Below are 16,962 nucleotides of genomic sequence, written 5' to 3' on the forward strand. Positions count from 1 at the left end.
CCGTAAATTTTATGAGCCATCGCTCAGGTTTGATACTCGCCTTTCAACGCATCCATGACCGCCATCCCTCAGCCCCGGAAATCGCCGCGCCAGCTTCGATCCCAGCACACCGTCGACACGATCCTGCAAGCCACGGCTCGCGTTTTGGCCTCGCACGGCTATGCCGGCACCAACACCAACCTGATCGCGGAGACGGCCGGCGTCAGCGTCGGTTCGCTGTACCAGTATTTCCCGAACAAGAACGCACTGATCGCGGCGCTGCACCAGCGCCACGACAACCAGATGCTGGACGTCATTGATGATGTCCTGAACAGCAACCCCGCCGCCACGCTGCAAGAGCGCGTGGCCGCCATCGTGCAGGCCATGCTGCACGCGCATTTGCTGGAACCGGCGCTGCATCGCGTGTTGGAACGCGAATTCCCGCTGTTCGACACGCCGCGCGAACACAGTCTGGCCGACCAGGACATCCACCGCCGCATGCGGCATCTGCTGGAACTGCACCGCGCCGAGATCGCGCAACAGGACCGCGACCTGGCGACCTACGTCGTGCTGCGCATCATGGAATCATTGGTGCATGCGGCGGCGCTTGAGCCGCCTGCGGGCTTCTCCTCCGAACAGCTGGAGCAAGCCGTGGTGAACGCCGTCATGGGATATCTGGGCACGCCCGGCGGCGTAGCGCAACGGGTGGCGAAGGCCGCCAAACCGACGGCAGCCAGGAAGGCCACGCGCCGGAAGACGACGGCCTGACCTAGCGGCTGGCGTCCTCGGCCATGCGGGCCAGGCAATCGGACGCCTTGCCCACCACAATGCGTGCGCTGCACGCCAGCATCAGATTCAGGTTCAGGCCGAAGTCTTCCACGGTGTTGCCGTCGGCATCCACCATGCGCGCCGCGCCATCGTCGGCCGCGGCGCCCACGGCAACCTGATCGATCAGTGACCCGGCCTGGTTGGTGTAGCCCCATACCGGCTTGCCGCAAGCGATGGCGTAGCCCACTTCAAAGGCCGTGCCGGAATCGGGTTCGGCGCCGCGGAACGTATTCAGATTGGCCATCACCATATCGGCACGCCGGATCAGCGCTACGTTCTCGCGGTAGATCCACTGCGCCAGCGCCTGGCCCGACAAGTCCTTGGGCGCCGTATTGTCCAGCGGGAACAATCCGTCGAAACCATAGGTGGCGCATAACGCCTTGAGCCGTTGGCCGTGCGCCACGGCATCGGGCAGGAATACGTCAAAACCCGCGAGATACACGCTGCGCATAAGGGCTACTCCGGTTCTGATACGTTGAAAGCCTCGCCGGTGGCAAAGAAGGAACCGCCGGCCAGATAGTGGACCGAACGCCGGTCGTCCTGCGGGAAATGCCAGCGGTTTTCCGAGAACACGTCCGGCGCCGCCCACGCGGCGACGACCTCGCCGATGAAGAGATCATAAGCCTGTTGATTGTGCGGTTCCGGCACGACCTTGCATTCCAGCCAGCCCAGGCAGTCACTGATCAACGGCGCACCGATCTTGCTGGCCGGAAAGGTCGTCAACCCACTGGCCTGGAACTTGTCTTCGTCGCGACCGGAATTCGACCCCACCAACAAGGTGGCCTGCGCTTGCGCGCGCGACGGGATGCACAGCGCGAATTCGCCCGATGCTTCAATCAGTTCGCGCGTGTACGTGTTCTTGTCCACCACGACCAGCATCTTGGCCGGGTTGAAATCCAGCGGCATCGCCCAAGCGGCCGCCATCACGTTGCGGGCGTCACCATGGGCGCTGGTCACCAGCACCGTGGGGCCATGGTTCAGCAACAGATACGAGCGAGGCAGGTCAACGGCTTGAATCTTGGACATGAAGCAACTCTTTAGAACATGCCATTCTGATTGGCGGGGTTCTCGGGAATTTCCTGACTGACGTCCCAGTGCTCAACGATCTTACCCTTGTCCACACGGAAGATATCGATGACCGCCTGGCCACGGTCTTCCGGCGAATCGCGCCATTGGTTGTGGATCACCACCAGATCGCCTTCGGCGATCACGCGCTTGATCTCGACGATGGCTTGCGGATGTTGATCGAAATAGGGCGGAAAGAAATCCACCATCGGCCCCACGCCGTCGCGCATGTACGGGTTGTGCTGCACGTAGTCCGGGCTGACGTACAGGCGCACCGCCTCGTCGATCTCGCGGTCCTGGAACATCATGCGGAAGAACGCCGTCACGATGTCCTTGTTCGACTGGGGCGCAGCCGCAAGCGCTGGCGCTGCCGCCAGGCAGTTGGAGGCGACCAGCACACAGGCGGCCAACGATTTCAACTTCATACGCATACAGGGCAACTCAGGATGACGCCGATCGGCGGGCCGCCAGTTTACAAACAAAAAAGCGAATTTCGACAATGAAAAAGGAGCCCTTGACGGGCTCCCTTTTCTTGCCTTGCCGGCTCAGTAGCCAACCGTGAAACGGCGGCGCGAATGCTTGGGCGTTTCGATTTCATCGACGAGCGCGATGGCGTAGTCTTCCATCGAAATCCAGCTTTTGCCTTCTTCGTCGGCCAGCAGGTAGTCATCACCCACACGGAACGTGCCGGTGCGTTCGCCCGGTTCGAACATCGCGGAGGGTGACAGGAACGTCCAGTTCAGCACATTCTCCTGGCGCAGCGTATCCAGGAACACGACACCAGCGCGCGCCTCCGGCTTATAGGCGTCAGGGAATTCCGGGGTATCGATCAGCAGCATTCCAGGCGCCACCAGCAGACTGCCCGCGCCACCCACGACCAGCAGGCGAGGCACGCCGGCATTCTTCACGGCGGTCAACAGCGGCCGGGCATCGGTGGACACGAAGCGCGTGGCGCTGATGACGGCGTCATGGCCGGTCAGCAGCGGGGTCAGGGTAGCGGGATCGGTGGCATCGCCTTGCTGGACCGTCAGGCCGGGCTGGGCATTGACGTCGGCCGGGTTGCGGGCGATGCCCGTCACTTGATGGCCGCGCTTGAGCAATTCGTCCGCCACACGTGACCCCACGCGGCCGGTAATTCCGATCAATGCAATTTTCATGGTCTTGCTCCTAAGGAAGCGAGCCGGAGCGGGCGGCGCACGACGCGCCGCAACACGCCCCGGTTCAGGCAAATCCATACTATTCGGTCAAATCCGAACAAAAAACCCACAAAACCAGAAGAGTTTTTTGCAATCCATGCACCAATCGACCGAATTCAACCGGCGTTGCGCTGCGCCTGATAGACCTGCAAGTGCGAATAGGCAACCCGCAGATAGGTGGCATCCACGCCCAAGGTCTGGGCGCGGCGGACCATGTCGCCCACGATGTGGTCCGCCTCGACCGGCAGGCCTTGGCGCAAATCCCGGAACATGGATGCCGTCATGGGCTGGGTGCGGTCGCTCATCAGTTTTTGCGCGAACGCATCGGCCTCGGGACGCACCGCATGGCCGGACGCAGCCGCCACGGCCTGCGATTCCTGCAACAGGCTCTTCAAGATATCGATACCGTCGTCGGTCGACGCAATCTGCCCAACCGAGCCGCGCATCAGGCAGGTGCCGGCCGCCAGCGTGGTCAGCATGACGTACTTTTCCCAGATGTCTTGATGGATGTCGTCGCTGAGGCGGCTGACGTATTCACCGCCAGCCAGCGCCTGCTCCAACGCCACACAGCGCGCGCTGCGGGCTGGGCCGGCGCGTTCGCCGAAGACGATGCTGGCATGCTTGCCCAGGTGCACGACTTCGCCTTCGGGACCCAGCGTGGCATTGATCTGGCACAGGCCGCCCAACACGCGGTGCGGTTCAAATTCGCGGTCCAGCACGTCGTACTGCAACACGCCATTCATGATGGGCAGCACCGCCGTATCCGGGCCGACCGCGGGGCGGATGGCGTCAATCGCGCTGGCCAGGTCATAGGCCTTGCAGCTGAGCACGATCACGTCGTACTGGCCTTGCAAGGTCTGCTGCGTTGCCAGTTTCGGGTGCAGGGTGGCGTCGCCAAACGGGCTCTGGATGCGCAAGCCTTGCTCGCGGATCCGGGCCGCGCGCGGTTCGCGCACCAGAAAAGTCACGTCCGCACCCGCCTGGGCGGCGCGTCCGCCGAAATATCCACCGGTGCCGCCGGCACCCAAGAACAACAACCGCATTTGTCTCTCCTGTAGCTGCCCGCCTGTTGCGCGGGCTGATACGGAATTATGCGCTTGGCACGGCGGGCGGCCCACTCGGCACGACCTTGGCCGCCCACGCGCCGGACAGGGCATGGCGGCCAAACGCTGACCGCCCAGCCGCCGGTTCAGGTAGCGTGGTTATGTTCCGCCCAAGCCTCGTAGCCGCCGCGCAGCGCCCAGGTCTTGGGATAGCCCGCTGCACGCAGGCGCGAGGCCAGCAGCGCGGCCGATACCTCATTGGGGCAGGCGCAATACACCACGATGTCCGACTCCAGCGCTTGCGGGTCCAGCGCCGGCAAGGGCGCCTTCAGGTCTACCGCGATGGCGCCTGGAATGCGTTCGGCATCGCGCAGCGCTTCGGGGCGCACATCGAAGACCAGGGCGTTGCGGCCCGCCTGGCGCCATTGCATCAACTCGTCCACCGACAGGCGGGGGATGATGCGCAGGCTGCGCAGCAGAATCCGACGGCGCAAGAAGCGCGTCAGGATGTATAGCGCCAGCACCGCCGCCAGCACGCCCAGGCCCATGGCGCCGTAGGTGCCCAGCACCTCCAGCACGTCATTGATCACGCTATGGAACAAGCCGCCCAACAGCAGGGCCGAACCGGCCCAGATCATGGCGCCCACCAGGTCGTAAAGCAGAAAGCGGCGGTACGCGGTGCCCGTCAGGCCCGCCATGACCGTGGACAGCGCCCCCGCGCCCGGCAGGAATTTGCACACCAGCAAGGCGCGCACGCCGATGCGCAGGTACAGGCGCTGCGTCTGCCGGATGCAGGAATCCTGCGACAGGGACATCTTGCAGATCACGCCCAGCAGCCGTGCACCATAGCGCCGCCCGGCGACATACCAAAGCGTGTCGGCCAGCAGGCACGCGACGGTGGCGGCCAGCCAGGGCGCCAGCCACCCGGCCGCGCCCCCCAGGGCACCCGCCGCTATCAGCATGGGATAGGCGGGCACGGGCAAGCCCGCCTGCTCGACCAGGACGTTGGCGAACACCAGCCACCCGCCGTACTGTTCGAGCAGCAATTGAATGTCTTGCATGGATCTTCCAGCTTGCCGCGCCTCGCGCGGCTCATTGCTGGATTTTAGGCTCGCTACGGCCCTCCCGGCGGTCCATGCAGGCGTCTTGCACCGCAACACGCTGTTTCGCGACACGCAACGTCCACCCCTTGGGACAGTCGGCACCACTTTGGTGCCACGATTCCCCGCCAGGGTGCCTATAATCCTGCCCGTCCATCAGGTTTCCCCGACTTGTCGCGGGAAGGCCTCATGGCATACAACTTGCTTCGCCTGGACTGGCTGCGCACCGACCATTCGGATGGGACGCGCCCCCCGGCGCACCCCATCCCATGACCGATCCCACGCCTACGTTTCCGTCCGCTCGCCCCGGCATGCCCGCCGACGGCCGCGGCCATCGCACGCCAGGCCACCATCGCTCATGCCCGGCACGCCAGCCGCGCCACGCGCGCACGTCGCGCGCGAACCGCGGCCCGGCATTCGCATCGCCGCCCCTACGTTCCCTTTCCATCCCCGCGAAGGAGTCACCCGCATGAAATCCCTGTCCACCCCGTCCGTCGGCGGCATCGCCCGCCGCGGCCTGCTCAAGCTGGCGGCTGCGGCCGCTGCTGGCGCGCTGCTGTTCTCGGGCGCGGTGCATGCCCAAACGGCCGCTCCAGCCAAGACCAAGGTTGCCGCCATCTACACGGTGCCGGTCGAGCAGCAATGGGTATCGCGCATCCACAAGGCGCTGACGGCCGCCCGCGACCGTGGCGAAATCGACTACACATTCTCGGAAAACGTCACCAACGCCGACTACGAGCGCGTCATGCGCCAGTACGCCGAACAGGGCAACAAGCTGGTGGTGGGCGAAGCCTTCGCCGTGGAAGCCGCGGCCCGCAAGGTGGCCAAGGACTATCCGCAGACCGCCTTCCTGATGGGGTCTTCGGGCAAGCCGCAGCAACCCAACTTTTCCGTGTTCGACAACTACATCCAGGAACCCGCCTACCTGACCGGCATGATCGCCGGCGGCATGAGCAAGACGGGCAAGATCGGCCTGGTCGGTGGCTACCCCATCCCGGAAGTGAACCGCCTGATGCAAGCCTTCATCGAAGGCGCCAAGGAAGTGAACCCGAAGGCTGAATTCACCGTGACCTTCATCGGTTCGTGGTTTGATCCCCCGAAGGCCAAGGAAGCCGCCTTCGCGATGATCGACAAGGGCGCGGACGTGCTGTATGCGGAACGCTTTGGCGTGTCGGACGCCGCCAAGGAACGCGGCAAGCTGGCCATCGGCAACGTGATCGACACGCAGCCGCAGTACCCGGAAACCGTCGTGGCCTCGGCCCTGTGGAGCATGGAACCCACGATCGACGAAGCGCTCAAGCAAGTCCGCGCCGGCACGTTCAAGGCGGACGACTACGGCCAGTATTCGCTGATGAAGCACAAGGGTTCGTCGCTGGCCCCGCTGGGCACCTTCGAAGGCAAGATCCCTGCCGATCTGGTCGCCCGCGTCCAGGCCAAGCAGAAAGCCATTCTGGACGGCAGCTTCACCGTGAAGGTCGTCGACAAAGAACCCAAGTCCTCGGCACGATGAATCAAGCGCCCCTCGCCCTGCAACTGACGGGGATCACTAAACGCTTCGGCAGCCTGACGGCCAACGATGATGTCTCGCTGACGCTCCGGCAGGGCGAGGTGTTGGCTTTGCTGGGCGAGAACGGCGCCGGCAAATCGACCTTGGTGTCGATCCTGTTCGGCCACTATGTGGCTGACGCCGGCAGTATCGACGTCTTCGGCAAACCCTTGCCCGCCGGCCGGCCCGACGCCGCGCTGGCGGCCGGCATTGGCATGGTGCACCAGCACTTCACGCTGGCCGACAACCTGACCGTGCTGGACAACATCATGGTCGGCACCGAATCGTTGTGGAAACTGGCCTCGGGCCGGGGCAAGGCACGCCGCCGGCTCGTGGAACTGGGCCAGCGTTTTGGCCTGGCCGTGGACCCGGACGCGCGCGTCGGCACGCTGTCCGTCGGCGAAAAGCAGCGCGTCGAAATCCTGAAAGCGCTGTACCGGGGCGCCCGCGTGCTGATCCTGGACGAACCCACCGCGGTGCTGACCCCGCAGGAAGTGCAAGACCTGTTCGCCACCTTGCGCGGCTTTGTCGATGACGGCCTGGCCGTGATCTTCATTTCGCACAAGCTCGATGAAGTGATGGCCGTGTCACGCCGGGTGGCGGTGCTGCGCCAGGGCAAACTGGTGGCCGAACGCGACACCGCCGGCACCAGCCCCGCGGAACTGGCGGAACTGATGGTGGGCCGCAAAGTCGTCATGCCGCACGCCGAAGCGGTCGCCGCCGCCGAGCAGGCCGCGCCAGTGGTGACCTTGTCGCAAGTCACCGTGCGCGACGGCCGTGACGGCGCACCGCGCCTGGACAGCCTGGACCTCGTCGTCCACAAGCATGAGATCGTGGCGATTGCCGGCGTGGCAGGCAATGGCCAGCAAGCCCTGGTGTCGGTGCTGACCGGCCTGCGCCAGCCGTCCGACGGCACCATCCGCCTGGGCCCCGAACACGCCGCCGCGCCCACCACGCCGGCAGGCTGGACCGCGGCCCGCGTCGGCCGCATTCCGGAAGACCGCCACGGCGAGGGCATGATCGGCGACAGCCCGCTTTGGGAAAACGCCATCGTCGAAGACCTGAAGGACAAGCGCTTCGCACGCTACGGCCTGATCCGCGCCCGCGCGGGCAAGGCGTATGCCGCATCGCTGGCCAAGCAGTTCGACGTGCGCGCGGCCTCGCTGGACGTGCGCACGCGCAGCCTGTCCGGCGGCAATATGCAGAAGCTGATCCTGGGCCGCACGCTGGCCCGCGAGCCGCGCTTCATCGTGGCCGACCAGCCCACCTGGGGCCTGGACATCGGCGCCGTGGCCTACGTGCGCGAACAACTGCTGGCGGCCCGTGCGCGCGGCGCCGGAGTACTGCTGGTGTCCGAGGACCTGGAAGAAATCTTCGCCCTGGCCGACCGCATCGCCGTGCTGTGCGGCGGCAAGCTGGTGGCCATCAAGCCCGTGGCTGACTGGACGCCCGCCACCGTTGGCCTGGCCATGACGGGAACCCGCGCGTGACGGCGCTTCCCCTATATTGAGCATCACTCGCATGAAACTGATCCTGGAACGCCGCCCCGAGCCCAGCCGCATGGCGCTGGCCTTGGCGCCCATCGCGGCCATCCTCTTTACGCTGGCCGTCTGCACCTTGTTGGTGGCCTGGGCCGGCGCCCCCGTCGGCCGCACCTATGCGCTGCTGTTTGAAGGCGCGTTTGGTTCGCGCTTCGCCTTGTCCGAAACGCTGACCCGCGCCACGCCGCTGATGCTGACGGGCCTGGCCTGTGCCGTGGCATTCCGTGCCCGCTTCTACAACATCGGCGCGGAAGGCCAGTTGTATCTAGGTGCGCTGGCGGCCGTCGCCATTGGCGGCCTGCATGACGGCACCGGCTTTGACTTGCCCATCCCGGTGCTGTTTGGCGGCATGATGCTGGCCGCAGCCCTGGCGGGTGCCTTGCTGTTGCTGATTCCCGCGTTGCTCAAGACCCGCCTGGGCGTGGACGAAGTCGTCACCACCTTGCTGGGCAATTTCATCGTGCTGCTGTTCGTGTCCATGATGCTGGACGGTCCCATGAAGGACCCGATGGCAATGGGTTGGCCCCAATCCGTGGCGCTCAACGGCGACCTGGAACTCGGCAAGCTGATCGAACGCACGCGCGCCCATACCGGCCTGCTGTGGGCTGCCGGTCTGGCGCTGGGCCTGTGGCTGCTGAACCGCTACACGGTGTTCGGCTTTCAGATGCGCGCCGTGGGCGCCAACGCGCACGCCTCGCGCTTCCTGGGCCTGCCGGTCAACCGCGTCATGCTGGGCACCGCCATGCTGTCCGGCGCGTTGGCAGGCCTGGCCGGCGCCATCGAAGTGGCGGGCCGCACCGGCTACGTCACGCTGGACATGTCGCCGGGCTATGGCTACACCGGCGTGGTCGTCGCCATGCTGGCCGGGCTGCATCCGCTGGGCGTGATCCTGGCCAGCATCTTCGTGGCCGGCATGCTGGTCGGCGCGGACAGCATGAGCCGCGCCATCGCCGTACCGAACTACATCGCCGACGTCATCGTCGCCACTTCGTTGCTCGCCATGCTGGTCGCGACGCTATTTGCGCAGTACCGCCTGCGCCGCAACCGGGCTTGAGGAGCACGCCATGGAATGGATGGACTTATTGAGTTCCTCGGCCTTCTGGGTCGCCGTGCTGCGGCTGGCCACCCCGTTGATCCTGGGGACGCTGGGCGTGCTGCTGTGCGAACGCGCGGGCGTCTTGAACCTGGGCATTGAAGGCATCATGGCCGCCGGGGCGTTCACCGGGTGGCTGGTGGTCTACCTGGGTGCGCCCCTGTACGTGGGCGTGCTGGCGGCGGCGCTGGCTGGCGCCGTGTTCGGCCTGCTGCACGCGGTGCTGACCGTGCCGCTGGGCCTGTCGCAACACGTCTCGGGCCTGGGCGTGACCTTGCTGGCGACCAGTTTGTCGTACTTCGCCTATCGCGTCACGTTCCCCAGCGTCAACACGCCGCCGACCATCACGCCGTTTGCCGAGATGAAATTCCTGGACGGCATTCCGCTGATCGGCCCCGTGCTGGCGGGGCAGACGCCCATGACCTTGATCGCACTGGCCGCGGTGCCCCTCCTGGCCTGGGTGCTGAACCGCACCCCGGTCGGCCTGGCAATCCGCATGGTGGGCGAGAATCCCGCCGCGGCCGAAGGGCAGGGCTTGTCCGTCACGCGGCTGCGCATGGGCGCCGTCGTGGCGGGTTCCGCGCTGATGGGCGTGGCCGGCAGCTTCCTGACGCTGGCGGCGTTCAATGCATTCTTCTTCAACATGGTCAACGGCCGTGGCTGGGTCTGCGTGGCGCTGGTCGTGTTCGCATCCTGGCGCCCCGGCAAGGCGTTGCTGGGCGCGCTGATCTTCGCCTTCTTCGATGCCCTGCAATTGCGTCTACAGCAGGGCGCCGCCGCCTTGCCCGGCCTGCCTGAGCTACCGTATCAGGTCTACCTGATGCTGCCCTACATCCTGTCCATCCTGGCCCTGGTGGTGATGGCTCGCCGCGCCGCCTACCCGCAAGCCCTGATGAAGCCCTACCGCAAAGGCGAAAGATAAGCCCCCCCGGAGCGCTGCGCGCTCTCCCCCAGGGGCGTCGCTACGGACCGGCGGAGCCGGATCCGTGCGACCCGGATTGGGGGGGCGCTTGCTTCATGCGGCGACGGGGCGCGCAGTACCATGGATAACTGAAATCTTCCGCAAGGAAATCGCATGCTCGATTTGATTCTTAGACACTGCACGCTGCCCGATGGCCGCAAGGACATCGACATCGGCATCGCCGGCGGCCGCATCGCCGCGCTGGAGCCTGCGCTGAAGGCCGAGGCCGCGCAGACCGTGGACGCCGCCGGCCAGCTGGTGTCGTCGCCCTTCGTGGACGCGCACTTCCACATGGATTCCACGCTTTCCTTCGGACTGCCGCGCGTGAATCAGTCGGGCACGCTGCTGGAAGGCATTGCGCTGTGGGGCGAGCTCAAGCCGTTGTTGACGCAGGAAGCGCTGGTGGAACGCGCGCTGGCCTATTGCGACTGGGCGGTCGCGCGCGGCTTGCTGGCCATCCGTTCGCATGTCGACGTATGCGACCCGCGCCTGTTGGCGACCGAAGCGCTGCTGCACGTACGCGAGAAGGTCAAACCCTATCTGGACTTGCAACTGGTCGCCTTCCCGCAAGACGGCGTGCTGCGCGCGCCGGGCGCACTCGACAACCTGAAGCGTGCGCTCGACATGGGCGTGGACGTGGTGGGCGGCATTCCGCACTTTGAACGCACCATGCAGGACGGCGCCGAATCCGTGCGCATCCTGTGTGAATTGGCCGCTGAACGCGGTTTGCGCGTGGACATGCATTGCGACGAAAGCGACGATCCGCTGTCACGCCACATTGAAACGCTGGCTTATCACACGCAGCGTCTGGGCCTGCATGGCCGCGTGACGGGTTCGCACCTGACGTCCATGCATTCGATGGACAATTACTACGTGTCCAAGCTGATCCCGCTGATGCGCGAGGCAGGCGTGTCCGCCATCGCCAATCCGCTGATCAACATCACGCTGCAAGGCCGCCACGACACCTATCCGAAGCGTCGCGGCATGACGCGCGTGCCCGAACTGCTGGCTGCCGGCGTGCCGGTTGCCTTCGGCCACGATTGCGTGATGGACCCGTGGTACAGCCTGGGGTCCGGCGACATGCTGGAAGTGGCGCACATGGGTCTGCATGTGGCCCAGATGACGGGCCAGGACGCCATGCGCGCCTGTTTTGAAGCCGTGACCACCACGCCCGCGAAAATCCTGGGCCTGGACGACACGGGCATCGCGGTCGGCAAGCGCGCCGACCTGGTGCTGCTGCAAGCGCGTGACCCCGTCGAGGCGCTGCGCCTGCGCGCCACCCGTCTGATGGTGCTGCGCGCCGGCAACGTCATCGCGACGACACCGCCCGCCACCGCCACCCTGAACCTGCCTGGCCGTCCTGGTCAGGTCAGCTTTCAGACACCGGCCCGCTGACATACCCCGGCCGCTTCGCGGCCGTCACAATGATCTCCACCAGCAGCTCCGGCGCGGCCAGCTTGGCCTCGCAGGTGGCGCGGGTGGGCATCGCGTGGGGCAACGCCCATTCGGCCCACACGGCATTCATGCCGGCGAAGTCGCGGTCGATATCCTTCAACCAGATCTGCACGGACAGCAGCCGCGACTTGTCCGTGTCGGCCTGGGCCAGATAGCCGTCGATCTTGGCCAGTGCGTCGCGGGTCTGCGCGGCGATGCCGCCCGTCGCCGCCGACGTGACGCCCGCCACATACACGGTGTCGCCATGGATCACGATGCGGCTCAGGCGCTGGTTGGTGTCCTTGCGCACGATATCAGTCATTGTTCTTGCTCCTTTGCGGATGGGCTGGACGCTGAAGGCGCGTCCAAAAAACGTTCAATCCTGAAAGGCGCGATCGGCAGGTCCGTCGCGCCAGTGGTCATCAGATCGGCCATGATGCGACCCACGATCGGACCCAGCTCGAAGCCATGCGCTGAAAATCCGAAGGCATGGAACGCGCTCTCGTGGCGGCTACTTCGACCGATGACCGGTATCTCGTCCGGCATGGCGGCTTCGATGCCCGCCCAGCCCCGATTCACCACCGCGTCGCGCATGTGCGGAAACAGGTCGCAGACCGTGCGGGCGCCTTCGGCCAAGGAACGGAAATCCAACTCCGTCCATTCCGCGTCACGGTCCACCCAAGCGCGCCGCCCGCCGCCGATCAGCACCGTGCCGTTGGTGCGTTGCTTGAACGATAGCGCCCGCCCGGTGCCCAGCACCACGGGATCCAGAAAATGGTCCATGCGCAGCGTCACCAGCATCATGGGGCTGATGGCGGTAAGCGGCACCGGTTCGCCCCATTGCGCGGCGATACGGTCAGCCCATGCGCCTGCGCAGTTCAGCACTTGCGGCGCGGTATAGACGCCCGCATCCGTTTCCACGCGCCATTGGCCCCCCTGATGCAGCACCTGTTGCACCTGCACGCCCTCCAGGAAGCGCGCGCCCAGGCTGGCGGCCTTCATGCGAAAGGCAAGCGTGGTGCGGTAGGGGTCAGCCGCCGCATCCTCGCGTGCGATCAGCCCGCCCTGGATGGTCGGCGCCAGCCGCGGAATCATGTCCAGCAGATCTTCCGGGCTGATCCACTGTTCGTGCGTGTAGCCGTGTTCCGTCATGGTCTGCAAGCGCGTCCGCAGCGTGGCGGCATCCGCCGCCGTTTCCGCCACGCGCACCTGACCGTGCTGCTCAAAGCCGCAGTCGTCGTCGACGAGCTCGCCGATGCGATACCAGAGTTCCCGCGAAGCCAAGGCCAGCGGCACTTCCGCCAGGTGACGCGACAAGGTACGCACGCCGCCCGCATTCACGCCCGATGCGTGGCGTCCCACGTAGTTCTTTTCAATGACCAGGGCCTGCACGCCCGCGCGCGCCAGATGCAGCGCCGCCGAACTGCCGTGCAGGCCTCCGCCGATGATGATGACTTGCGCCGACCGCGTTGCATCGGTCATGGCATCACTTTTTCAAACGGACAACGGCCTGGCGGGAATCGTCGGTCTGCGGCAACGACGCCAGCTCTCCCAGGGTCAACGGCTTGGTCGGGAACCGAAGACGGTAATAGCCCACCTCCTGCGTCGGCACGCCGCGTTCCTCGGCAATGATCTCGGCCACCGTCAACCCGCAGAAGCGGCCCTGGCACGGCCCCATGCCGCAACGCAGGAACGCCTTCATCTGGTTCGGCCCGCTGCACCCCAGTTTGACCGTATCGCGCACCTGGGCAGCCGTGACTTCCTCGCAACGGCACACGATCGTGTCGCCGGTGGGCCTGCGGAAGGCGTCAGGCGCCTTGTAGAGCGCATCGAAGAACTCGCGGCCCCTCACGGCCCGGGCCAGTGCCTCGCGGGGCGCCACGGCCTGGCCATCGCGTTTGCCGGCGTCGATGCGGCCCAGCAGATGCGCCGCTTGCAAGGCCGCCAGACGGCCCCGGTGTTCGGCCGCCAACGCACCGGCGATCCCGGCGCCATCGCCCGCCATGCCAATGCCGTCCACCGAGGTCAGGCCCCATTCGTCGACCTGGGGCTCCCAACAGTCCAATGCATCATTCCAGCGGTGCTCAACGCCCACGGCGCGCGACAGATTCACGTTCGGCACCACGCCTTGATGCAGCATCAGTTGCTCGGCCGGTAGCGTCTTCGTGACGCCGCCTGCGGTATAGCGCACGCTGTGCAGCTTATCGTCACCCAGCGCTTCCAACGCCGTCACGCCGCGCACGATGGGCACCGCGGCCTTGACCGCGCGCAGCAGTTTCAAGCCCTTGCCCAAATACGGCGACCGCAAGAAACCCCATACCTTGGGCAAGGCCTGGCTCATGCGTCCTGGCGGCGTGGTTTCCAGTAGCGCGTCGATTTTCACGCCCGCATTCAGATATTGCCAGGCCACCAGGTACAACAACGGGCCGCTGCCCGCCAATACCGTGCGATCCGCCGGCACCACGCCCGCGGACTTCAACAGGATCTGCGCCGCACCCGCCGTGATGACGCCGGGCAAGGTCCAGCCCGGTATGGGAAAGGGGCGTTCCTGCGCACCGGTCGCCAGCAGCAGCCGGCGCGCGTGCACGATGCGCGCCTCGCCCGCCACCGAATAGGCCACTTCAAAGCCCTTCTCGGGGTGCGGAGCGGTGTGCTCAGCCACGGCCCATACAGTCGCGCCCGGCACATAACGCGCACCCGACTGCTGGAACGGCGCCACCAGCGACGCACCGTGCCAATAGTCTTCACCCAGGATGCCGCGGTCGGTCACTGGCGTGGTGGTGATGGCGCGATAGATCTGCCCGCCCGGCGCCGCCTGTTCGTCCAGCAGCACCGTGTCCACGCCCAGCTTGGCCGCCAGAGTCGCCGCCGCCAATCCTGCCGGCCCGGCGCCCACCACCAGCAAATCGCATTGCGTCGTATCGATCATGCCTGCACCTTGCGCGCACCCAGTTGACGTTCGATTCTCATGCCTTCGCGCACGGCCGTCATGCAGCCCTGCTGGTTCTCCCGGCCGTCTATCGTGACCAGGCAGTCATAGCACACGCCCATCATGCAATAGGGTCCGCGCGGCACCTCGTTCACGGCGGTATCGCGACAGGCCGATACGCCGCCCGCAAAAAGCGCCGCCGCCACGCTGTCGCCTTGCCGGCATTGCAGTTCGGCACCATTGACCGTTACGCGCACCGGTGCGCCCTGCGTTTGGCGCTGCGCCTCATCAAGCCTCTTGAACATGGAACCTCCGGGTCGAGAAGGGCGCCATGTCGTCGGCCAGCGTGCCGGCAACAATCATGGGCGCCAGATTGAGCGCGTGCGCGGCCGCCAGCGTCACACCGCTATGACAGGTGGCAACGAAGGCACCCGGGCTTGTCTCGGATTGCTGGTAGATCGGGAAGCCGTCCTTGGACATCACGCGCAGCGCCGCCCAGCTACGCACCACGCGCACATCACGCAAGGCAGGCAACGTGCGCACCGCGCGGTCAGCCAGCGTACCCAGGATGGGCAAGCCCACCAGGTTATCCACATAGCCGGCCTCTTCCTGCGAATCACCGATCAGCCAGGTGCCTTCGTCGGTCTGACGCAAGGTGGATAGCGGCGTCTCCAGCATGCGGCGCGTGCGTTCCAGCACCACGATCTGGCCGCGCTGCGGGCGCACCGGAATATCCAGCCCCACTTGCGCACCCAGCTCCTTGTTCGACAGGCCGGAAGCCAGCACGACCTTGCGTGCGCGCACCGTGCCGGCAGGCGTCGTGATTTCAAACACGCCATCACGCAGCTTGACGCTCTGCGCGGGACGGCGCGGCAAGTAATCCACAACGCGCTGTGCAAAACTCATATGCAGCGCGCGCAGCAATTTCAACGGATTGGCGATGCCATCGACGGGGGTCCACGTCGCGCCCCGCACCTCGGGACCAATGCCCGGCACCAGGTCGGCGACTTCCGCGCGGTCCAGCAGTTTCCAGTCGTATTGCGCCATGCCGGGCTGTGCCAGCAAGGTCTGCATGAACTGGGCGCGGGCTTCCATCTCTTCATCGCTCAAGAGCGCATGCAGGCCGCCACGCTGCTCCAGATGCACGTCGACGCCGGTCTCGTCCAGCAATTGCGCAGCCAGTCTCGGCCACCCCGTCGCCGAGGTCATCGTCCACGTGCCGTAACGCGGCAAGCCCATGCCCTTGCTCTGCACCCACACCAGGCCGAAGTTCCCGCGCGAGGCCCGATAGGCCACGTCGCCTTCGTCCAGCACCGCCACATGATCCAGTTCGCGCCGCAAGCCATAGGCGATCGCTGAGCCCACCAGCCCGCCGCCGATCACCGCGGCGTCATAAATGCCGCGATGCACGGGCGCGCGGGGCGCCGGTTCTTTCTCGTCCGTCATTAGCGTCCCTTTCCAACAAACAGCTTCTCCAGGCCGACCACGCGGTCCAGGATGAATATGCCGATGATCGTCACGTAGATCAGCACGGCCGACACGGCAGTCACCAGCGGATCAATCGTGTCTTCGATATGCAGGAAGATACGCACCGGCAGGGTGGTCGTGGACGGCGAGGCAATGAAGATGGACATGGTCAGCTCATCGAAGCTGGTGATGAACGCGATCACCCAGCCGCTGACCACGCCCGGCAACAGCAACGGCAGCACCACGCGACGAAACGCCGTCCAGTTTGACGCGCCCAGCGATTGCGCGGCGCGCTCCAGCGCCGGATCAATGCCCGTGGCGGATGCCAGCACCAGTCGCAGCGCGTACGGCATCACCAAGATCACGTGCGCAACCACCAGGCCCACATAGGTGCCTGCCAAATCCACCGTGGTGAAGAACTTCAGGAAAGCCAGGCCCAGCACCACGTGCGGAATCATCAGGGGTGACAAGAAGAATGCCACCAGCGCTTCGCGGCCACGGAAGCGGTTGCGGGCCAGGGCCAGCGCGCTAGGCACCGCCAGCGCAATCGCCAGCGTCGCCGACAAGGTGCCCAGGCCCAGGCTGAACCAGAACGCCTCGACAAAGCGCGGGTTGTCCAGGATGGCGCGGAACCACCGCAACGACAGCCCCCCTGTCGGCAGCGAGATAAAACCCTCGGAGGTGAACGCCACCGCACACACCATGACGATGGGCGCCAGGATGAAAAGAATGAATAGCGTGTGAAACAGCAGGCCGATGGGACCATTGCGAAATGGCATC

General features: G+C 65.8%; 18 protein-coding genes. 6 read left to right on the forward strand and 12 right to left on the reverse strand.

Annotation, left to right across the window (positions count from 1 at the left end; all coding sequences use genetic code 11):
• The first annotated feature begins 54 nt into the window (after positions 1–54).
• Positions 55–747, forward strand: a complete 693-nt coding sequence (locus tag HV753_RS17910; protein ID WP_246288307.1) for a TetR/AcrR family transcriptional regulator — start codon at positions 55–57, stop codon at positions 745–747.
• Position 748: 1 nt separating this feature from the next.
• Here the strand turns inward: HV753_RS17910 and HV753_RS17915 are convergent, their stop codons facing one another.
• The 6 genes from HV753_RS17915 to HV753_RS17940 all read right to left on the reverse strand — a co-directional run bounded on the left by HV753_RS17915 (position 749) and on the right by HV753_RS17940 (position 5,172).
• Entirely contained in the window at positions 749–1,258 is a 510-nt protein-coding gene (locus HV753_RS17915) for a nucleoside 2-deoxyribosyltransferase (protein WP_175175903.1), read from the reverse strand.
• Between the two features lie 5 nt (positions 1,259–1,263).
• On the reverse strand, positions 1,264–1,833 hold the full coding sequence (locus HV753_RS17920; protein ID WP_175175905.1) for a flavin reductase family protein: 570 nt from the start codon (positions 1,831–1,833) through the stop codon (positions 1,264–1,266).
• A gap of 11 nt (positions 1,834–1,844) precedes the next feature.
• The gene (locus HV753_RS17925) at positions 1,845–2,303 is read right to left on the reverse strand and encodes a nuclear transport factor 2 family protein (protein WP_175175907.1); all 459 of its coding nucleotides are present in this window, start codon (positions 2,301–2,303) and stop codon (positions 1,845–1,847) included.
• A gap of 114 nt (positions 2,304–2,417) precedes the next feature.
• Positions 2,418–3,029: an NAD(P)-dependent oxidoreductase gene (locus HV753_RS17930; RefSeq protein WP_175175909.1), complete on the reverse strand. Its 612-nt coding sequence runs from the start codon at positions 3,027–3,029 to the stop codon at positions 2,418–2,420.
• Positions 3,030–3,184: 155 nt separating this feature from the next.
• Positions 3,185–4,111, reverse strand: a complete 927-nt coding sequence (panE, locus tag HV753_RS17935; RefSeq protein WP_175175910.1) for a 2-dehydropantoate 2-reductase — start codon at positions 4,109–4,111, stop codon at positions 3,185–3,187.
• A gap of 146 nt (positions 4,112–4,257) precedes the next feature.
• Positions 4,258–5,172, reverse strand: coding sequence for a DedA family protein/thiosulfate sulfurtransferase GlpE (locus HV753_RS17940; RefSeq protein WP_175175913.1), 915 nt, complete (start codon positions 5,170–5,172; stop codon positions 4,258–4,260).
• Positions 5,173–5,680: 508 nt separating this feature from the next.
• Here HV753_RS17940 and HV753_RS17945 point away from each other — a divergent pair.
• The 5 genes from HV753_RS17945 (at position 5,681) to HV753_RS17965 (ending at position 11,747) form a co-directional block, all read left to right on the forward strand.
• Positions 5,681–6,721, forward strand: coding sequence for a BMP family protein (locus tag HV753_RS17945; RefSeq protein WP_175175914.1), 1,041 nt, complete (start codon positions 5,681–5,683; stop codon positions 6,719–6,721).
• The gene (locus tag HV753_RS17950) at positions 6,718–8,247 is read left to right on the forward strand and encodes an ABC transporter ATP-binding protein (protein ID WP_175175916.1); all 1,530 of its coding nucleotides are present in this window, start codon (positions 6,718–6,720) and stop codon (positions 8,245–8,247) included. Before HV753_RS17945 ends, HV753_RS17950 begins: the two co-directional genes overlap by 4 nt.
• Positions 8,248–8,278: 31 nt before the next feature.
• The gene (locus HV753_RS17955; RefSeq protein WP_175175918.1) at positions 8,279–9,352 is read left to right on the forward strand and encodes an ABC transporter permease; all 1,074 of its coding nucleotides are present in this window, start codon (positions 8,279–8,281) and stop codon (positions 9,350–9,352) included.
• A 10-nt stretch (positions 9,353–9,362) separates the two neighbouring features.
• Positions 9,363–10,313: an ABC transporter permease gene (locus tag HV753_RS17960; protein WP_175175920.1), complete on the forward strand. Its 951-nt coding sequence runs from the start codon at positions 9,363–9,365 to the stop codon at positions 10,311–10,313.
• Positions 10,314–10,466: 153 nt separating this feature from the next.
• Positions 10,467–11,747 (forward strand): amidohydrolase family protein, encoded by a 1,281-nt coding sequence (locus HV753_RS17965; RefSeq protein WP_175175922.1) that lies wholly within the window; start codon positions 10,467–10,469, stop codon positions 11,745–11,747.
• Here the strand turns inward: HV753_RS17965 and HV753_RS17970 are convergent.
• From HV753_RS17970 to HV753_RS17995, 6 genes are read right to left on the reverse strand one after another with little or no spacing between them, the layout of a single operon-like run.
• Positions 11,722–12,108, reverse strand: a complete 387-nt coding sequence (locus tag HV753_RS17970; protein ID WP_175175924.1) for a RidA family protein — start codon at positions 12,106–12,108, stop codon at positions 11,722–11,724. The genes HV753_RS17965 and HV753_RS17970 overlap by 26 nt on opposite strands.
• A complete protein-coding gene (locus HV753_RS17975) occupies positions 12,105–13,268 on the reverse strand; it encodes an NAD(P)/FAD-dependent oxidoreductase (protein WP_175175926.1) in 1,164 nt (387 codons plus the stop codon). The genes HV753_RS17970 and HV753_RS17975 overlap by 4 nt, the downstream gene beginning before the upstream one ends.
• A 4-nt stretch (positions 13,269–13,272) precedes the next feature.
• Positions 13,273–14,715: an FAD/NAD(P)-dependent oxidoreductase gene (locus tag HV753_RS17980; RefSeq protein WP_175175927.1), complete on the reverse strand. Its 1,443-nt coding sequence runs from the start codon at positions 14,713–14,715 to the stop codon at positions 13,273–13,275.
• Positions 14,712–15,020, reverse strand: coding sequence for a (2Fe-2S)-binding protein (locus HV753_RS17985; RefSeq protein WP_175175929.1), 309 nt, complete (start codon positions 15,018–15,020; stop codon positions 14,712–14,714). Before HV753_RS17985 ends, HV753_RS17980 begins: the two co-directional genes overlap by 4 nt.
• Positions 15,004–16,161 (reverse strand): NAD(P)/FAD-dependent oxidoreductase, encoded by a 1,158-nt coding sequence (locus HV753_RS17990; protein WP_175175931.1) that lies wholly within the window; start codon positions 16,159–16,161, stop codon positions 15,004–15,006. Before HV753_RS17990 ends, HV753_RS17985 begins: the two co-directional genes overlap by 17 nt.
• Positions 16,161–16,961, reverse strand: coding sequence for an ABC transporter permease (locus HV753_RS17995; protein ID WP_175175934.1), 801 nt, complete (start codon positions 16,959–16,961; stop codon positions 16,161–16,163). The genes HV753_RS17990 and HV753_RS17995 overlap by 1 nt, the downstream gene beginning before the upstream one ends.
• Position 16,962: the final 1 nt, after the last annotated feature.

This window comes from Achromobacter pestifer (genome assembly GCF_902859625.1).
In the GTDB taxonomy this organism is placed as follows: domain Bacteria; phylum Pseudomonadota; class Gammaproteobacteria; order Burkholderiales; family Burkholderiaceae_B; genus Achromobacter; species Achromobacter pestifer.